14 protein-coding genes are annotated in these 18,112 nt (G+C 57.3%); 5 read left to right on the forward strand and 9 right to left on the reverse strand.

Features of this window, described 5'->3' with window-relative positions; genetic code table 11:
* Positions 1-462 precede the first annotated feature (462 nt).
* From QRN52_RS20605 to QRN52_RS20625, 6 genes are all read right to left on the reverse strand, one after another.
* Entirely contained in the window at positions 463-1,734 is a 1,272-nt protein-coding gene (locus QRN52_RS20605) for a glycosyltransferase family 4 protein (RefSeq protein WP_284755443.1), read from the reverse strand.
* Complete coding sequence (locus QRN52_RS20610; RefSeq protein WP_350225168.1) at positions 1,679-2,740, reverse strand: glycosyltransferase; 1,062 nt, start codon at positions 2,738-2,740, stop codon at positions 1,679-1,681. Before QRN52_RS20610 ends, QRN52_RS20605 begins: the two co-directional genes overlap by 56 nt.
* Before the next feature lie 108 nt (positions 2,741-2,848).
* Entirely contained in the window at positions 2,849-3,706 is an 858-nt protein-coding gene (locus QRN52_RS20615; protein WP_284755445.1) for a glycosyltransferase family 2 protein, read from the reverse strand.
* A gap of 24 nt (positions 3,707-3,730) precedes the next feature.
* The gene (locus QRN52_RS20620) at positions 3,731-4,873 is read right to left on the reverse strand and encodes an O-antigen ligase family protein (RefSeq protein WP_284755447.1); all 1,143 of its coding nucleotides are present in this window, start codon (positions 4,871-4,873) and stop codon (positions 3,731-3,733) included.
* A 273-nt stretch (positions 4,874-5,146) separates the two neighbouring features.
* The gene (locus tag QRN52_RS23975; RefSeq protein ID WP_350225167.1) at positions 5,147-6,163 is read right to left on the reverse strand and encodes a glycosyltransferase; all 1,017 of its coding nucleotides are present in this window, start codon (positions 6,161-6,163) and stop codon (positions 5,147-5,149) included.
* The gene (locus QRN52_RS20625) at positions 6,108-7,646 is read right to left on the reverse strand and encodes a tyrosine-protein kinase domain-containing protein (protein WP_284755449.1); all 1,539 of its coding nucleotides are present in this window, start codon (positions 7,644-7,646) and stop codon (positions 6,108-6,110) included. The genes QRN52_RS23975 and QRN52_RS20625 overlap by 56 nt, the downstream gene beginning before the upstream one ends.
* A 527-nt stretch (positions 7,647-8,173) precedes the next feature.
* Between QRN52_RS20625 and QRN52_RS20630 the strand changes: the two genes are divergently transcribed.
* Positions 8,174-8,305: a hypothetical protein gene (locus QRN52_RS20630; RefSeq protein WP_284755450.1), complete on the forward strand. Its 132-nt coding sequence runs from the start codon at positions 8,174-8,176 to the stop codon at positions 8,303-8,305.
* Positions 8,306-8,540: 235 nt separating this feature from the next.
* Here the strand turns inward: QRN52_RS20630 and QRN52_RS20635 are convergent, their stop codons facing one another.
* The gene (locus tag QRN52_RS20635) at positions 8,541-9,005 is read right to left on the reverse strand and encodes an Lrp/AsnC family transcriptional regulator (RefSeq protein WP_234748882.1); all 465 of its coding nucleotides are present in this window, start codon (positions 9,003-9,005) and stop codon (positions 8,541-8,543) included.
* 171 nt (positions 9,006-9,176) lie between these two features.
* Here QRN52_RS20635 and pdhA point away from each other — a divergent pair, with 171 nt between their 5' ends.
* The 3 genes from pdhA to QRN52_RS20650 are packed head-to-tail and all read left to right on the forward strand — an operon-like array spanning position 9,177 to position 12,963.
* On the forward strand, positions 9,177-10,409 hold the full coding sequence (gene pdhA, locus QRN52_RS20640) for a pyruvate dehydrogenase (acetyl-transferring) E1 component subunit alpha (protein ID WP_284755452.1): 1,233 nt from the start codon (positions 9,177-9,179) through the stop codon (positions 10,407-10,409).
* The gene (locus QRN52_RS20645) at positions 10,406-11,533 is read left to right on the forward strand and encodes an alpha-ketoacid dehydrogenase subunit beta (protein ID WP_284755454.1); all 1,128 of its coding nucleotides are present in this window, start codon (positions 10,406-10,408) and stop codon (positions 11,531-11,533) included. Before pdhA ends, QRN52_RS20645 begins: the two co-directional genes overlap by 4 nt.
* 2 nt (positions 11,534-11,535) lie before the next feature.
* Complete coding sequence (locus tag QRN52_RS20650) at positions 11,536-12,963, forward strand: dihydrolipoamide acetyltransferase family protein (RefSeq protein ID WP_284755455.1); 1,428 nt, start codon at positions 11,536-11,538, stop codon at positions 12,961-12,963.
* A 379-nt stretch (positions 12,964-13,342) separates the two neighbouring features.
* Here QRN52_RS20650 and QRN52_RS20655 read toward each other — a convergent pair whose 3' ends face one another.
* Positions 13,343-15,205: a hypothetical protein gene (locus QRN52_RS20655; protein ID WP_284755456.1), complete on the reverse strand. Its 1,863-nt coding sequence runs from the start codon at positions 15,203-15,205 to the stop codon at positions 13,343-13,345.
* A 1,168-nt stretch (positions 15,206-16,373) separates the two neighbouring features.
* Positions 16,374-16,952: a hypothetical protein gene (locus tag QRN52_RS20660; protein ID WP_284755458.1), complete on the reverse strand. Its 579-nt coding sequence runs from the start codon at positions 16,950-16,952 to the stop codon at positions 16,374-16,376.
* Positions 16,953-17,471: 519 nt separating this feature from the next.
* Here QRN52_RS20660 and QRN52_RS20665 point away from each other — a divergent pair.
* A complete protein-coding gene (locus QRN52_RS20665; protein WP_284755460.1) occupies positions 17,472-18,074 on the forward strand; it encodes a phosphatase PAP2 family protein in 603 nt (200 codons plus the stop codon).
* The last annotated feature ends 38 nt before the right edge of the window (positions 18,075-18,112 follow it).

The raw sequence follows: 18,112 nt of genomic DNA on the forward strand, positions 1-18,112 counted from the left end.
AAGGCCTGACAGCAATAAACCCAAGCTTGACCCAGACGCGAAGGCCGGTTAACTGGCCGGGGATTCACCAACGCACGCAACTACAAAACGCGTATCCTGTTGCGCAGTGCCGCCAAAACAGCGGCATGAACATCCATCACGGCAGAACAATCACCACAAACCGTGAAGAGCCGCCAAACCGGGCAATGGCATCTTCACCTGGGACCACCGTGAGCGGTCGACGCCAACAACACTGAGCTCGAACATAAGGTAAGAGCATTCGGACTGAATTCATCAACCCGGAACCTCCAGACCGCACGCACCGGACCTACTTGCAAGGGCGCGATCTAATATTGCGTGATCCGAACTCTCCACACTTTAATATGCGGAGCCTGCTTCCCTGCCGATCGCCCAGTACCTTAGTGTGCATGGGCCGTCGAGCAGTTGTTTCGCGGTGCTAGGCCAAGTCACACCAAGTCCGAGTCAGTGGACACTTCTTCTTCGTCGTCGAATTGGAATGGCATCAGCTATCGCCGTTCGATACACCTCTAGATACTTCTTGGCTACCACATCCGGGGAGAACTGTTCGTCGTATCTCTTTCCTGCCAAGATGGCTTTGGCTCCTACTTCCGACGCCGAGGATACAGTTGACAACATCGCTTCAACCAGTTCTTCAACTCTTTGAACTGCTACAAGTTGCCCCGTTTTCCCGCCGTCCAGCACCCAGGGCGGAGCACCGCTATTCTTGCCGGCGATCACAGGCACTCCGACGGACATTGCCTCGATCAAAGATAGTCCAAAACTCTCTTCTTTGGACACATGGACGTGGCATGTACTGGACGACAGAGCCTCACGAACCTCCGGACGGCTCCGCCTGCCGAGAAAGGTCACGTTTGCGGCATGCCCACGTCTGGATGCCCACCGTTGTATCGGATCGCCAAGTCCGAGACCGCCGCCGATCAGCACGAGTTTTGCGTTCGGGAGCGTGCGCCTGACGATTTGAAAGGCAATTAGGAGTCTCCTCACATTCTTGCGGCGACTATCGTCCGCTATTTCGATGAAGGTGGGTTCCTCTTTATGGAGGTAACTATTGAGTGGCCCTGGCAGGTCAATGCAATTAGGAACTACACTAAATCCCTTATTCCAAATCATCTCGGAAACCCATCGCTTCCCGATGTATGGCGATACTGCCGTTAATCTTGCTCCCCGAAGTTTAGTGCGCACTCGGATGGCAATTAATAGGCGAAGCACCCAGTATGCCCCCCTATTCTGCGCCAAGACAGTGATGGGAGCATCATGAATGGTTACAACAAGAGGCAGCGAACTCTGGACGGCGGTTAGGGCAAACTCGTAGGTCCAATGCGCATGAACGACATCCACGGAAGTCGCGGCTAGGATTTCACCCATCTGCTTTCGCTCACTCCGAAAGGAGTCGAGAATCTGGCGCCGTGGTGACGAACGTGAAGATACCTGAAAGAATTTCAGCTTTGGACCCCGAAGGGTTATCGCATCATGCCCTCGACGGTGCGTTATCACGACTACTTCATGACCCCGGTCAAGGAGTTCCCGGGTGAGCGAACCGACAGATGGTCCGTGACTGTCATCGTCCTTCAATGCGCGCGCGCGGTCCTCCGGAAATATGTGCTGGGCAAGCGCCGCGGGCGAGACTGGACCTACTATTCCGATGCGCACCAGTACATCACCCCAAAGCTCTTCTCGAACGAAGAATCCGGCGTCTTTCCGCAGCGGACTCATAAATCTTCATGTAATTGTTCATCCCGACGCTCGCCTTAAAACGATCGACATTCTGTTCCAAAGAGCTTGGGTTCCATTTGGGTGCAGACTGCAACGCCTCGATCCACGAGTCTCGCCGCAGGTCAAGCAGAATTACATTTTCGAACTCTCCAGCCCAGCCCTGGCCCGGACTGTTGCTGACGATCGCTGGAAGCCCAAGTACGACGGCCTCGGCCAGCGCAACACTCATTCCTTCGTGAAGGGAAGGCATCAAATAGACCGGTTTGAAACTTTTCATAAACTCTAAGGGATCCGAAGCTTCGCGGTTCAAGAGGAGATCCTTCGACTCAAACCAGTCTAGGAGTTCACTTTCGATGCTGTCGGCATTATCTTCGCGACCAAAATGGGCGAGTTCTGTCCTGGACTTAGTCAGTGATGCATATTCCTTCAAAGCAGACAATGCTAGCCGATGGTTCTTTATTTGGGAGCAATTTCCTACCATGATGAATTTTTCATGATTCGGCACGGTGAGGTCAGATTCATCTTGCATTTCAAGGCGCGCCTCAAAAAATCGATCGTCGACCCAATTCCAAACGAGCTTGGATTCTCGCCCAAGCTTGCGTTCGTTATCCGAGACCTCGGGAGAGCAGGAAACGAACTGATCCACGAACTTATCGACGAATAGGCTGACCATTCTTCGGTAGGCCAAACGCAGGCCTGACTTATGAAAGACATTGTGGAAGGTTCGTAGAACAGAAATGGACCGCGACATCATTTTCGTCAAAATGACAGCTTGGGCGTAAGTTGATTCACTGTGTATATGAACTACGCTTGGACGAACGCTTTTCAAAATACGGACGTAAGAAATAATCCCGGAAATAGTCGTTATCCGAGGTATTATTCGAACATTGTACCCAGCTCTCCGGAGTTCATCCGCGTACGGATTGTGTGAACCTTGGCCGACTAAATAAACACTGTCGAGAGATATGAAGCTGTGCGAAGCTCCAGACATCAACATTCGTTCCATGCCACTCGGAAAGAGTCCGTTGAAAACATGTACGACGGAGGTAACTAGCGGTTTACCGGCACTTTCTACAGATTGGCGCTCGACCCTAATATCCTTTTGCACTGAATTCTACTTTCCGAATAGGATTCTGAGCGACCAGTACACATAAAACCCTGACCACTGAGGCAGCCATAGGTAAGATCCATGCCGACGGAAGAAGGCAAATCGCTCCTTGACGGGGAAGCCCTTTGGTCCAAGCAGGTTGCGCAGCCTGGCCCTACGAGGGCTGAGGGGATCGCGGAAGGTTCCAGTTGCCGGATTTCGAGATGTAGTGCCAAGGTGATTCGGGACGAGGAGGCAAGGAATACCGTGGCGTCGAGCCCTCAGTCCATAGTCGAAGTCACCGTAGTGATGCGTAAAATTGGTAGATAAGCCACCAATTTCAAGTGCTCTGTCCCGGGAAACTAGAACCAAATTGCCATTGAATGTGTCCACCAAGACCGGTTTATTCTGGGGGGGATCAATCATTCTGAGCTTCAAAGAACCGAACAAACCTGACTCTTTGATATATCCGGAGTATGTTGTCTTTCCTGAAGCTGGGTCAGCCATTGCCCCGACCACGATGGGCTCAGTCGGGTGTCTAACGGCGGTTGCCATGAGAAGATCGATCGCGCCAGGAGCAAGGATTGCATCGTCGTTCATCCATAAGATGTACTGCGCCGTGGAAGCCAGGGCTGCCTTTTCAGCAATGACCATTCCCCCGCCCCAGAAGAGTGAGCCATTTCCAGCTATCAGCTGGATTTCAGGAAACGCCGCCTGAATTGCTTCGGTAGTCCCATCCGTGCTTCCGTCGTCCACAATTATGATGTCTTTTTCCCGAATGGAGGAGGTCGACTCCAGGAGGCGACGAAGGCTCGCCACCGTCGTATCACGCCGGTTGAAAACAGTCATTATTACGGCAATATTAATTTTAGCAATGTCGTTCACAGCTGTAGCCATTAATTTTCCCCCTTATACCTTGCGAGAAAGCTCTACTTGAATTTCCGCATTGTTCAATTCCGATGTGCCGTTCGTTATGTTTGACATGGACCAGGCGGCACCAAAGCTGATGAGTGTCAACACTGGTCCCCAGCTTAGGCCGGATAGTGCAAGAGGTGACTCGAAGGCAAATCGCACGAAGTAGAGTGCGGCGACTGCCAGTACACCAAATTGTCCAAGCTTCCAGCTCCTGATTCCTGCAAGTAGGACGCGCAGGACAAAGAGGATCAGAAAAAACACTCCCGCAAGACCGCCGGCATACAGAGTGTTAAAGAACTGATTGTGTGCTTGGGATGCCCAGACCGGCAGGCTTCCGGTCTCCAGAATCGCGCGGTTGAGACCGCCCGGGCCGTGACCGATGATGGGACTCCCAGCCCAATTATCAATTACAAAGGACCAGACTTGGCTTCGACCGTCAGCTTCATCCGACACGAGAAGAGTGGACAACATCCATAGGCCGCCGGCAAAAGTAACGGCGAGCGACACCAGGAGTAGTCGTAAACGGCGATCTCCTATTTGGATCAGTTTTCCAACGGAGAGAGCGAGCGCCGCAACAACGACTCCCAAAATCGCCGACCGCGACTCTGACAGAATGAGGATTATTCCCGCGAAAAGAATACCTATTGTTCTTAAAAGTCGTTGTCGCTTAAAATTATTGAGTGTTAGGACAATGGCAGCTGCGGCGATGAATCCGAGAGTGTTCGGATGGTCGGTTATGCCCGCAAGGCGTCTGTTTCCGATGACGGAATATATGCTATCTGGGAGTAAATTCAAGCGTATCGGATCCAGTGTGGCAAGCGCAGGTGAAACTACTGCGAGTACTGCAGAAAAAATCAATAGTGCGTATATGGCAATAATGATGCCATTGTAGGTTGCGCGCGGATTTTCCTTGGCGCCGCGCCAGATCGACCACAATGTTAGCCCCGATAGCGCTAGGCCATTCCACGGGTTGCCACCATAAAACAATTCAGCAAGTACCATTACACCGAACAATCCCAAACCTGGAAGTATGTCCTTGGCTGAGAGTCCATATGGCTCCGCCGTGTGTTGGTACTTCTTTTTCCGAAGCGGATATATTATACACGCTAAGGAAGCGCAGATGATGACTGCTGCCACGATCGTATTTACATTGCTGTTGGTGCCGGTAACCTGTTGCGCTTGTAGGAGGCTGGGGACGTATCGTCCGTTCGAAAGGAGATTTGCGAGCTCGGATATCCCTACGCCGAGAGGAACTGTTATCGGGTACAAAGTCCAAAGCAAGGCACGAAGGCTGTCACTACTTGCTTTTGACACTAAGACGGCGCACCAGACAGCAGACGTGAGAACGGCGCCAAGAAGGAGCGGGACCATCTCAGTTGGAACTCTCGAGCGAGCAAACGCTGGAGGTCCTCATTTTTTACCGCGCATGACGAGGAGGGCCCGTTCAAGGTGTTGCCTAGACAAAAGGCCGCCAAGTCCTATTGCTACGCATCTAATATGGGGAAACCTGCGTGTCTCTATGATTGCCTGAACCGTGGCGACAATGCCTTGTACGGAGCGGGCGTGAATAGCATAGCGCAGCGGTTGTGCAGCCAGAAAGTCGCTAGCGGTGCTAGGTCTCCAGCTGGGGCTCGTGTCTTTAGCCCAAGACAAGGATGAGCGCCAATCGGGGCTGGCCGAAATAGACCCGTGACTGCCCACCCATATAGTCACTAGCGGCATCGAGATCTGAGTGATCCGGACGTTCTTTTCGTGCGAGGCTCGAATTAGCCAGTCCCAGTCCTGGTGACGCTTAAGCTGCGTCCGCCATTCGACACGCTCGACGATGTCCCTTGAAACCAGAAGGGTCGATGTGTACATCGTTGCCCGCCTGATTGATGGCAACCGCCGTCTGAACAGGTAGTCCTCGATCGACTGTCCATCTTGTATGACATAGCGAGGTACGCTTTGGGAGCTTGTTTGGGAACCTGGTTTCCTCTGTATCACTTGGCAGGACACGATTTGTGCCTGGGCCTGCCGTTCTTTTCCGGGCTCTATTTCCAGTTGATGTTTTAATTTGTTGATTTCCCACTCGTCGTCGTCATCGAGATAGGCAACCCACTGTCCAACTGACTGAGTCGCGCCGAGCTGTCGTGCATGTCCTCCGCCCATTCCGCCTCCAGTGGATATAAGCAGATCGCCGGGCACTAATTTCAGTCGTTGAGACAAATCGGTGTGAGAGAACTCTTCAGATGACTTGTCGACTACTATTACGAGCTGAATCCGGTGGCGTCCAATGGATTGACAAATGACGCTGGCGACGGCTCGATGAAGCTCAGGTCTTAAAGTCGAAGGGATGACGACGCTGACCGTAGGCGCGATAGTGTTCACGTCAGGAACCCCCGCCTCTTCGCCGTACGGCAAACTGACTTGGCGCCCGTGACCCATCGTCTATTAGGAGATTGTCAAAGTCATCTCTACCGGTCTCGGAGTAAACACCAACGTCTTCTTGCGTCTGACGGCTCGAGTTTCGCTTCCTGGCAGGCTTCCTGCGTCGTCCAGTGTATTCGGCCGAATCGGGTTGTTCGCTTCTGTAATACGTGTATGCGTATGCGTCCGACCCTCGGATGGGCAGACGATTTAGGATTACGCCAAGTTTCCTCGCCCCGATCAGTTCCAGACTATCGAGTGCCCGGCGAAGATCCTGCCGTTGCGTTCTCCCCGCCCCGATCAGGAGCACCACGCCTTCAGTTATTCGTGACAGGATTGCTGCATCGGTCACCGGAAGTAGTGGAGGGGCGTCAATAAGGATGACGTCGAACTCGGCCTCTAGTTCTTTGAGAAGTTCTTTCATTCTTGACGACCCAAGTAATTCACTCGGATTTGGCGGTACCTGACCCGATGTCAGCACGTGGAGCTCGTCATCGCCCCAGTGGTGCAAAAGATCGAGGACGTCCCCCGCGCCGACGAGTGCGGTTGTTAGTCCTGCGTTGTTGTCCAATCCTAGATATTCACCCAGCATTGGCCGCCGGAGATCGGCGTCCACCAAACACACACGCTTCCCCGTCTGGGCGAGAGCGATCGCCATATTTACTGCCGTCGTACTTTTTCCTTCGCCAGGAACAGTCGAAGTCACCAGCAATGTTCGGACGCGGCCATCTATGTTGGCAAACTGGAGATTCGTCCTAAGCTGTCGGAAGGACTCAGCGCGAGGGCTTTGATTGTCTCCATCCGTAAAGAGTGGACTAGAGGAAGACGACGGATCAAATGCGATGCGTCCGAGTATGGGCAAATCCGTGATGACTCTAACGTCTTCTTCAGTACGAATTCTCCTGTCCAAGGTGGATCGAAGTGCTGCCAAACCAAAACCAAGCGCTAGCCCTAGGCCCGCTCCCAACAGCAAATTTAGCTTCACGTTGGGCGCCGTTGGGGAGATTGGTGGCGCTGCGGGCGTGATAATAGACAGGTTGACTGGAGACGATCCTCCAGCCTTCGGTCGTTCCAACGTGTCGACAGCCTTTATGAGGCTGCTGGCAATGGCCTCTGCTGTTGCGGCGGCTTGAACCGGAGACTCGTCTTCCACTGAGATCTTGATGAGCACCGTGTTGAGATCTGTGCTGGCCTTTACTTTTCGCGCCAATTCTAGCGGTGTGGTTTGTAGTCCCAAGCGGTCGATAGCGGGCTGCAGGACGACCGGCGTTGTGGCTGTCTTGACGTATGACGCGACTCTGGCCTGGCTGAATGTGTTGCCTTGTTGAAGTTCCTGGACGGATCCGGAACTCTGAATCGCGACGAATAGTTGGGTTTCGGCTGTATACGAAGGTCTGGCTAGGAGGGACATTGCCCCGCCGCATATGATTCCTGCCAGCGTTGTTGCAACGATGACTATCCAGTTCCGTCGCACGATGCGCAAGTAGTCGCGTAGGTCCAATCCGGTTCCCCCTGTGTCCAAGACTGGGGACCTGCCGTATGGCACGCCACCAGAACGGCAATATTCATGCGGTCCTCGCAATTATAACTGGCGCGTCTGTTCTCTGATATTTCGGCATTCATCGACGCATCAGAGTGCCGAGTCTCCAATCGACGATGCCACGACCGCCGGATCCTTCCGACGACCCGAAGCATCACGGGTCTTCAACAAAGCCGGTCAAGCTGCAAGCACGACTAAACCCCAAGGACGGTCGACGATCGCACGTCGTCGTGCTGGCCCAAGACGGATCCTTGGCATCGAATGGCTGGCGTTACTAGACGCGGAGCCTGGGGGAACAGCAAGTTTCCTCCGGGATGGCCGATAGCACCGTTCATGTATTGCATCTAGATTTCTCAGAAGGAAGATTGCGGCCGGCGGATGTCGTCACTCGGTAGTTCGCAGGCCGGGCTGTTCTTGCGTGGCAGAGTTCTTACTTGTGTCGCTTCGTGGCCGATACTTATTCATGGGACGTTCAGGAACATCAAAAAGTGGAGGACGCTTTGCCTTACGTGGACATCAACCCGTACCGAAAGACCGTCCGGAAACGGTTCAAGATCGGTGGATTGATCGTCTTGTTGTTGGTCACAGCAGCGGTGGTCTACCTAGCCCTATCCCGGTAGCTCTCATATGTCCCTCGAAGACTACGTCGAAGGCCTTGCGACCATGCTGGGTGCACTAGGTATTGTTGGAGCCGTTGGCATGCTGATCCTCGCCCTTCGGATGCGGGAACAGGCCAATCGGGGACGTCCCGCTTGCTGCGCGACGGCGGCAACATGCGTCTGTCCGACGACGTAGGTGAAACGACCGCGGGACCCGGACGAAAGCGTCCAGGGGCCGCGCCGGACGCTCAGAGTCCTACCTCGTATCCAGATCCTCGAACACCAGGAACGTTTGCGTGTCCTGCACCCCTGGCATCGACTGCAGCTGGTCGAAAATTACCCTGCGCAGGTGAATGTTGTCGGTGGCGCGGACCAGCAGGATAACGTCGAAATCCCCACCCACCAGCGCAATGTGCTGCACCTCCGGAATGAGCCGAAGCTCTTCGCGGAGTTCGCGCCAGGAGTGCTGCTGCACCTTGAGTGTGACGTAGGCCGATGACTTCAAGCCGGCTTTGATGGGGTCCACCAGCGCAGTGAACTTCGTGAGCACGCCTTCGCCCGTCAGCCGCGAGATTCTCGAGTACGCGTGCGCCCGGCTGATGTGGACGTTTTCCGCCACCTGGGTAACCGACATCCGGCCGTCCCGCGTCAGTTCGGCAATGATGTCCCGGTCTACTTGGTCAAGAGGAACCTCCGCCTGATCAGCTTCCACCTCAGCCATCGCATCTCCAATTCGTCCACAGCGTGGGCCCGTTACCCAGCTCACATTTGCAATTTGTCTTCCAGACTAAAGGTTTCAGGCAAGCTTTTCCATGATTCTGCCCAGAGCTGGATACGAAACTTCTCCAGGGAACATACTGGTGACAAATAGTGGATACAGAAGGACGGACCAATGACGATCTCCGCAGACCATGAGGCCCAGGGTCTGGCTGACGCTCGGCCGGACGACACCGAAGCCAACGACCAAGCGTCCGAAGTGCGGCGCAAGTTCGGCATCAGCGTGGAAGACTACATGCTGCCTGCCCGCCATCAGATCCAGATGGTCGATTCCACTGGCGTGCTCAAGCCCGAAGCTGAGCAGGGCACGGAACCCGGCCACGAATATCCCATCCCCGGCGACGCCGAACTCATGGCAGCTTATGAACAGCTCGTCGTCGGGCGCCGGGTCAATGACCAGAACTCCGCCCTGGTCCGGCAGGGTCGTATGGCCGTTTACCCGTCCAGCCACGGCCAGGAGGCGTGCCAGGTGGCCGCCGCTCTGTGCCTTAGTGAAGGCGACTGGCTGTTCCCCACCTACCGAGACGCTGTAGCGGTCATGTCCCGGGGCGTCGACCCGGTAGAGACCATGACGATCTTCCGCGGCGACTGGCACGGCGGCTACGACCCCACCAAGCACAAGGTCGGCATCCAGTGCACGCCGCTGACCACCCAGCTGCTCCATGCCGTCGGAGTGGCCCATGCCGCCAAACTGCGCGGCGAGGACACGGTGGTGCTGGCAATGTGCGGCGACGGTGCCACGAGCGAAGGGGACTTCCACGAAGCCCTCAACTTCGCGGCTGTCTTCCATCTTCCTGTCATCTTCTTCGTACAGAACAATAAGTACGCAATCTCGGTGCCCCTGAGCCAACAGTCCGTGGCGCCGTCGTTGGCGCACAAGGCTGTTGGTTACGGCATGGCCGGTGAGCGTGTTGACGGCAACGACCTGGTCGCCTTGCTCGCGGTGCTGGACCGGGCGGTGAAGCTGGCACGCGAAGGCTCCGGCCCGCTCCTGATCGAGGCCCACACCTACCGCATGCAGGCCCACACCAACGCCGACGACGCCACCCGCTACCGGGAGGACAGCGAAGTGGCCGAATGGACGGCCAAGGACCCCATTAGCCGCATGACGGCTTACCTCACTGATCGTGGACTGCTCGACAACGACGGCTCCAGGCGAATCGCGGAAAGGGCCGAGGCCGTCGCCTCGCAGCTTCGTGAAGGACTGGGGGAGGACGTACCGGTAGACCCGCAGAATCTCTTCCGCTACGTCTTTTCCACTCCCACTCCGCAACTGAAGGAGCAGTCCGCCCTGCTCGCCGACGAACTCGCCCGTGAGGCATCCAGCCAGAAGGAGGCAGGCAAATGAGCCCCGCCGTCACCACATCCTCTGAGGCCACCGAGCACGCCGCAACAGGCGACGTCAGCTCCGCCACCGCCAGTGCGGCAGCCATCGCGGCCGCAGTCGCCGAAGCCTCCGGTCCGCAGACCGTCACCATGGCCAAAGCGCTCAATACCGCGATGGCAGACGCCATGGAGGCCGACTCATCCGTTCTGGTATTCGGTGAAGACGTTGGCCGCCTCGGTGGCGTCTTCCGGATCACAGACGGCCTCATGGCCAGATTCGGAGAGCAACGGTGCTTCGATACCCCGCTGGCCGAGTCCGGCATCGTAGGCATGGCCGTGGGTATGGCCATGAATGGAATGCGTCCCGTGATCGAGATGCAGTTCGACGCCTTCGCCTACCCGGCCTTCGAACAGATCGTCAGCCACGTTGCCAAGATGCACAACCGCACCAAGGGTGCCGTGAAGCTGCCCATGGTCATCCGTGTGCCCTACGCAGGCGGGATCGGCGGCGTGGAACACCACTGCGACTCGTCCGAGTCCTACTACGCCCACACCGCCGGCCTGAAGGTCTTCACGCCCGCGACCGTAGCGGACGGCTACCGCATGCTCCGCGAGGCCATCGATTCCGACGATCCCGTCATGTTCATGGAACCCAAGAAGCTCTACTGGTCCAAAGACCAGGTGGATCTGGGCGCCCTGCGCGCCGAACACGCCACGAACGCTGCGACAGGATCCAGCAGCGAGGGGCGCGCCGCCGTCGCGCGTCCCGGCACTGATGCAACGCTCATCGCCTACGGCCCCTCGGTCCCGACGGCGCTCGCCGCCGCAGCCGCGGCCGCTGAAGAAGGCCGCTCCCTTGAAGTGATCGATGTCCGCTCGATCGTGCCCTTCGACGATGAAACAGTCTGTGCCTCCGTGCGCAAGACCGGTCGCGCCGTTGTCATCGCTGAAGCCCATGGGTTCGCCTCGGTATCCTCCGAAATTGTTGCGCGGGTGCAGGAACGCTGCTTCCACTATCTGGCCGCACCGATCCGCCGCGTGACCGGCTTCGACGTTCCGTACCCGGCTCCAAAGCTGGAGCACTACTACTTGCCAAGCGTCGACCGCATCCTCGACGCCGTTGACGACCTTCAATGGGAGAACTGACCATGAGCGCAGAAATGCAGGTGTTCCTGCTTCCGGACCTGGGGGAGGGCCTCACCGAGGCTGAACTCGTCAACTGGCTTGTTGCCGTGGGCGACGAGATCCGGGTGGATCAGCCGATCGCCGAGGTTGAGACCGCCAAGTCCATGGTGGAGGTACCCTCGCCGTATGCAGGCATCGTCGCTGAGCTGCACGGCGAGGCTGGCCAGACGCTGGACGTCGGGAAGCCGCTGATCTCGGTGGCTCCTGTTGGTGCTTCGCTTGCTGCTGAACCCAAGCCTGTGGAGGAAGAGGTTTTCGTGGCGCCCGAGGCTGCCGCTGCCGAGACCTATCGGACCGAAGAGAAAGCCGGATCCGGGAACGTCCTCATTGGCTACGGAACATCCGGAGGCGGCGAGGCTCGCCGCACCCGGCCGCGGAAGGTTTCTGCTGGTTCTGCTGTTGCTGTGACCCCGGCCCCCGACTTTGCCGAGCTCTCGTTGTCCCGTACGCGGATTCCAGGGAAGCTCTCTGCGGTGATTTCCCCTCTAGTGCGGAAGATGGCCCGGGACCATGGGGTCTCGCTGGACGCCGTGCCTGGTTCGGGGGAGAGCGGGCTCATCCTGCGTCGCGACATTGAGGCAGCCATCGGAGGGGCCGTGCGCGAGACCGCGCCCGTTGAGCTGCCCGACGTTGTCCAACCTGCCACGGGGATCCATGATGCCCGTACCGGCTTGACCGTGGCTTCGCGCACTCCAGTCCGCGGGATACGGAAGGCTGTTGCGGCGAACATGACCCGCAGCCGGTCCGAGATCCCGGAGGCAACTGTCTGGGTGGATGTCGACGCCACCGCCCTCCTTGAAATGCGTGCAGAACTCAAGAAGCGCGATCCGCACGGCGCTCCAGGGCTGCTCGCGTTCATCGCTCGTTTTGTCACGGCCGGGCTGAAAAAATTCCCCGAATTGAACACCCGGTTCGTCACGGACGAGGATACGGCCGGCGGTGAAACGCAGGAAATCATCGCATTCAACGGCATCAACCTTGGCTTCGCCGCACAGACGGACCGCGGACTCGTGGTTCCGTCGGTCCGCAACGCCCACCTGTTGAACGCCCGCGAACTCGATGCTGAAATCCGCCGGCTCACCGCCGTCGCGCGTGACGGCAAGGCAACCCCGACCGAGTTGGCCAGCGGTACCTTCACCCTGAATAACTACGGTGTGTTCGGCGTGGACGGTTCCGCCGCGATCATCAACTACCCCGAGGTAGCGATGCTTGGCGTAGGCCGCATCATCGACAAGCCCTGGGTGGTTGATGGACAGCTCGCCGTCCGCAAGGTCACCGAGTTGACGCTGGCGTTCGACCACCGCGTTTGTGATGGGGAAACGGCTGCGGGTTTCCTGCGGTATGTTGCGGATGCGATCGAGAACCCGGGGACGGTGCTGGCGGATTTGTAGTCCACCGCGCAAGTTGCCTGCTATCAGCACACCGCGGAATCTGCATCTTCCGCCGGACTCACTCCGGTCGGCGGATAGGCCTTTAGCGGGGCAGGGTACGACGTCGAGTGTCATGTTGGTCACAAAGATTGGGCGGCGATTTTAGGGGCCGGCCTCAGACGGACGGTCGGCCTCCGGTCCAGGATCGCTGATGCGACCGCGGCAACTCGTTTTGGGTCAATTAACCGGTCTTATGTGTCCCTATTCGGGCGGGTGGCAGGTTATCAAGGCGCCAAGTCCGAAACCCCGAGACTATTGTGGTGGGGGTGAAGGAGAATTGGCGACTGAACCTGCCAAACCATCTAGCACACACTGGCGCCGCCCACGCCGTCTCTTGGCTCTATCCCTTTGCGACGATCAGCCAACTACCCGACGTTGACGTACTGACCACCCCAAGGTATTGGTATCGAGTCGTGAGGCTGTAGTTTTTTGCCCCGTCAATCGTCCCGACAACCGTCACCGCATTTGAACTAGCGTCAGTCTTCTTGATTACGAACTGGACACCGGGTGTTGCCGTGACCGGGAGCGTGATGAGCATGGCTCCCGTGGTTGCGTCAATGGCCTGGATTTCGGCGCTTGCTGTTGTGAGTGTAGTTGCCGCAGTAATGGTTTTGAGGCCTGTCCGCCAGGGTCGCTCGGTGCCTTCAGTCAGTAGTCCATAGTTGACGAGTATGGTCTGGAGGTCCGTGTTTGCGTCAGCCTTGGCGACGGGAACGGTTCCGTAGAAGCCGAGTTTGTTGGTGGACTGGCCCAAGCAGACCCCCGCGCTAGCCGTGTCTGCCTGAAGAGTCGCATAACCTGTTGCGCCCGAACCGGTCGTTTTGAGTCGCCCGGGAACCTGCCCTCCGAATAGGACGATTTCCCCGTTGTCGCCGCGGCCGGAGATATTGAGGTAATTCATGTACTCGGCGATGTTCTTCGTTTCGAACCTGTTCCCGGCGATGTATCCACGACGCAGCCCGTCAAGCCACTGCCCAATGTCCAGCCACTTTGTCCCGCCAATTACATTGTTACCCGAGTAGATTAGGTCAAGCACACCGGACGCGACACGGATCGGGTAGCCGCTGTAGCTAGCGGAGCTATTTAGCGAGAACTTGCTAGCGAGCACTGAAGTGTTGTTGGCGGTAATGTCCACGCCGATGATCTGTCCCGCATACGTCCACGATGACGAGTAGCCGTGAAGGTTTCCAGCTGCGGTGCAGTTACTTCCACTGATGCGCAGGCCGATGTATTGGTTATCCAGGTAACCATTGATGAATCGGTTGTTTGATCCACCTATGACATACCCGACGTCAGCCACCCAATCCACAACCCCGCCGATTCCAGCGAGCGGGTAGCCGAAGCCGTGCTCCTTTTCATGTACGTTCCCAATGCCGTCGTCCCGGCCGTAGACCTTGGAGTTCTTGCTGATGATTTCGCGGAAGACGTTGTCAGTGGTGTTAGAACCGAGTGTGTAACCATAGGCCGGCATCTCGGTTGGTACGGACCCGGACCGGCCATTGTCCAGTCCGGTAATGCGGACATGCTCGACCAGCATTTCATAGCACTGGGCGCCAGTTCGCCCGAAGGCTGCGACTGTGGTGAGCGCGTTGGAGAGCTGGCAGTTGCTGATGGTCATCCGGTGGCACTGCTCGATGTCCAGCGCGTAGGTCGCGTAGCGGTTGGCATCGATGATGAGCCCATCGATGCGGATGCCGCTCGCTGTCCCGCCTGTTGGCTTATGGATGACCGCACTCATGGAGGCTACGGCCTGAATCATCCCCCCGGCTTCCATCAAGAATGACACCGGGGTCGTCGCGGGAAGTTCGATAGGGGCTGAAGTTTTGTACAGCTTGGAGGCGAAGCGGATGGTCGACGAACCCGCCGCCGTGATGGCGGCGCCGACTGCTGCCTCCCAGTTGGTCCCGAAGGCGTTGACGGATGAGAAGTAGTCGTCGACATTCACGATGTTCTCTCCCTTGCCAACGGAGCGCGCCCCATTGTCCGGCGTGAGGGCATAAATGGCAGAGAGGTCAGGAAGCTGGGCGGGTGGTATCTTCGCCGTGACGTCCAAAGATGCCACACCCGACGCGGTGCCCTTCTCCGCAATGGGAACGTATTTATCACCTGATGGGGTCGGCGTCAGACCGGAGCGAATGGCAGCTTGGGCGGGGCCGGCCTCGAAGGTGGACACTGCGAAGGCACCCGTGACAGCGCTTGCCAAAGCTCCTAATTTGAATAGACCGCGGCGTTTGACAGTACTGCCACCCGCCAGTGGCGCTCCCCTTTCCCCAGATTCATTGTTCACAGCTGATCACCACTCCCAGAAGATGTTGAAGAGACCTGTTGATTCGACCGGGAAGATTACGCGGGTGGACGGAGAACTTCATGAGCTCCGAGGTACTGCATAGCCTTACAGGTAAATCGGTATGTCCATACGCTAAATTGCTGGGTTTTCGTTAACCACAGTAATCAATACGCATTTTTCGCCATCCATACTCGCTTCTGAGTGGAGAACTACGTATTTCGTTCGCCGTAAGTAACCGTGGACACTCGTGGCGACGGCGGCGAATCCGTACATTCTTTGCCGAATTTATCGTCCGATCGCGCGGTCAAAGCGGTGGGCCAGCGCATCCGAAAGACGATCTGACCTGGCGCAACGGCCGAACTAGGGCGTGTGTATTGCTCGCGGTCGCAGGAACCGAGGCCCTACAACTTGAATTTCCTTAAGAAACGAGTACCGCAATTTGAAACTTGGGATTACTAAGAAGGCTTAGTAAATTTTATGGGGGAACTTCGCTCGAACTGCCTGATTCGTTGTGCGGAGCGTTGCCGCTGGACTCGCTGTCCGATTCGGGCACAGATCAATGATTTGAACGAAGGATGATCGGTGCGGCCCAAGAAGTATCGAACCTTTCGCGGGCTGAAGATCAGCCATCGAGGCCGGCTCAATGGCGGAATGGTGGCCTATGATCGCCTTTTTAGGTCGACCCCGCGTGGAGATACGACAGTATTCCGACGGGGCTATTATTCAAGATCCTTTATAAAGAGTTTAGATGAATTCGAATTTCCGCTTGGAGGGACCCGTTGGGCAATTCAGAGGCCGAACTAGGCCGCTCGATGTGTTTCGTCTGGATGTGGAGCGTGTGACGTCAACACCCAATCCGGACTCGACGCCACTTATTTTTGGTGCTCCAATACTCAATGCGGGCTCTCCACCACTCAGCCAGAGTGGTGGAGAGCCCTACCGTACGGCAGCGAGAGTTGGCCATCTGTCCCTTCAATCTCGCGGAAATCACCACTCAATTCAGACAAATCGCCACCTTTTGGTGTTTTCCGGCAATAGCGTCGCCATGGGCTACCACGCCCCCGGGCGGTGGTGTAGCCGTGGCTCACGGAAAGCCCACCCGGAGCAGAACGTTGTCGCCATCCGCGGTGAGTGTTACGTCCTTGGATAGGTTCTGAAGCGTCGTCATTCCGAGGCCGGGGCGGTTCCGGGGTCGGAGCCGGCCAGGGGAGCTGAAGGATATGTGAATGGCTCCGGTGTCCGCCGCTGCTTGTGGTGGCCGCGGCTTGCTGGCCGACATTGTGACGCGGACACGGTTTCGCTCACCGTGGCGGATGACGTTGGTGAAGACTTGTGAAAGTACCTCGATGACGGCCTCGGCTCTGGCGGGGTCCTCGTCGCACAACGCCCACACTTCAGGGTCAATGTCGCATGCCAGCTTCAGCACGCGCCCCCAGGTACTCAGAAGGTCCTGGATACTCGATGCTGCGCTCCCAGCCTGCGCGGGAGACTCCTCCAGGATCTCACTCTGCGCAGCGGCCACGGCACGCGTAGGGATGCCCCCGACGCGCTGCGGTTCAAGATCCTCTTCTGGGCCGTTCCCTCCGGAACGAATGAGGGCGTGGGCCGCATCATCGACAAGCCCTGGGTGGGGGATGGGCAGCTGGCCGTCCGCAAAGGTCACCGAGCTGACGAGAACTCGCGGACGGCGCTGGCGGATTTGTAGGCCGAATTTCCCTTGGATAAATTCAACGCGACGGCAAGAACAGGCGTTCACCGCTCTTAAGACGTCCTAAGGAACGCCTCTAGCCTGACCTCATGAACAATGGGGGATAACGTTCGGGCTGGAGACTTAAGCCCCACCGGAGAACACGACAGGATCTGTTCGACTATCCAGGGCTCACGACGTTTTCTGCGCTCGCGGGCGTGGTGTCAACGAACGCGCCCTCATTGATCCGACCGGCCCCAGGCTGCTCGGCCGCTTACGAACACCGCGGTGGTATCAATGCTCTGGTTCGGCTGCGGGCCGGCATCGAGGGGGAACTGACGGGGACCGTTTCGATCTCCAACCCGGAGTTGAGATGATGAGGGTATGGAAACTGGGGCTTGTGAAAAGGGCATACTCGAACAAGGCCTTGACATAGCAGCCGTTGGATCGGGTTTGGTGTTGCGTCCCCAGCCGCGGAGATGGATTGTCTGGCCCGTGGTGGGCGCGATCGTCGTCTTGGCATTTGGCTTGATCGTCAGGGAGTTGCCACAGTTCACTGGCGCTGAATATCGGATCGACCGGATCCTCGGCCAGCACCGTACTGGTTTCTTGGACTGGCTCGCCTTCGGACTAAATGACATCTTCGGTATTGCTTTTGGGCCTTGGCTTGCAGCTGGCGGGGGCCTCTTCTTGGTAGTTAGGCAGAAAGGTCTGAGTGCCCTTGCCTTAGTGGCGAGTATCGCCGCGGGTTGTGCGAGCTGTTGGCTAATGAAGCTGCTGGTTTCTCGACACAGCCCGACCACGGAGCCCGTCTGGATCAGTTACCCCAGCGGTCATGTGGCTTTCGCGGCTTCGTTAGGGGTCGCGGCTTACTGGATCTTCAACGAGACCCGATGGCGACGACACGTGCTGCTGGGAAGCGTGCTGATGGTCGCCATAGTCGCTTGGTCGCGGCTTTATCTCGCGGTGCACTATCCAACAGACGTTCTCGCTTCTTGTCTGTTGACTCTGGCGGCTGCGGGGTTCGCTGCCGGCGCGTGGAATAGGTACCTGCCGAAACTGTTGCGCGTGGCTCGTCAGCTTCGGCAAGACGCTTAGCCGAGTTGCCTCCTCGCCCTACTGCAACTTCGTCAAAT

The organism is Arthrobacter sp. efr-133-R2A-120, assembly GCF_030209835.1.
Classification (GTDB): Bacteria; Actinomycetota; Actinomycetes; order Actinomycetales; family Micrococcaceae; genus Arthrobacter.

Coding starts and splice junctions, on each gene's coding strand:
- QRN52_RS20605 (WP_284755443.1), bottom strand. CDS start 1,734: ATGAGTCCGCTGCGGAAAGACGCCGGATTCTTCGTTCGAGAAGAGCTT.
- QRN52_RS20610 (WP_350225168.1), bottom strand. CDS start 2,740: ATGGAACGAATGTTGATGTCTGGAGCTTCGCACAGCTTCATATCTCTC.
- QRN52_RS23975 (WP_350225167.1), bottom strand. CDS start 6,163: ATGGGTCACGGGCGCCAAGTCAGTTTGCCGTACGGCGAAGAGGCGGGG.
- QRN52_RS20635 (WP_234748882.1), bottom strand. CDS start 9,005: ATGGCTGAGGTGGAAGCTGATCAGGCGGAGGTTCCTCTTGACCAAGTA.
- pdhA (WP_284755452.1), top strand. CDS start 9,177: ATGACGATCTCCGCAGACCATGAGGCCCAGGGTCTGGCTGACGCTCGG.
- QRN52_RS20645 (WP_284755454.1), top strand. CDS start 10,406: ATGAGCCCCGCCGTCACCACATCCTCTGAGGCCACCGAGCACGCCGCA.
- QRN52_RS20650 (WP_284755455.1), top strand. CDS start 11,536: ATGAGCGCAGAAATGCAGGTGTTCCTGCTTCCGGACCTGGGGGAGGGC.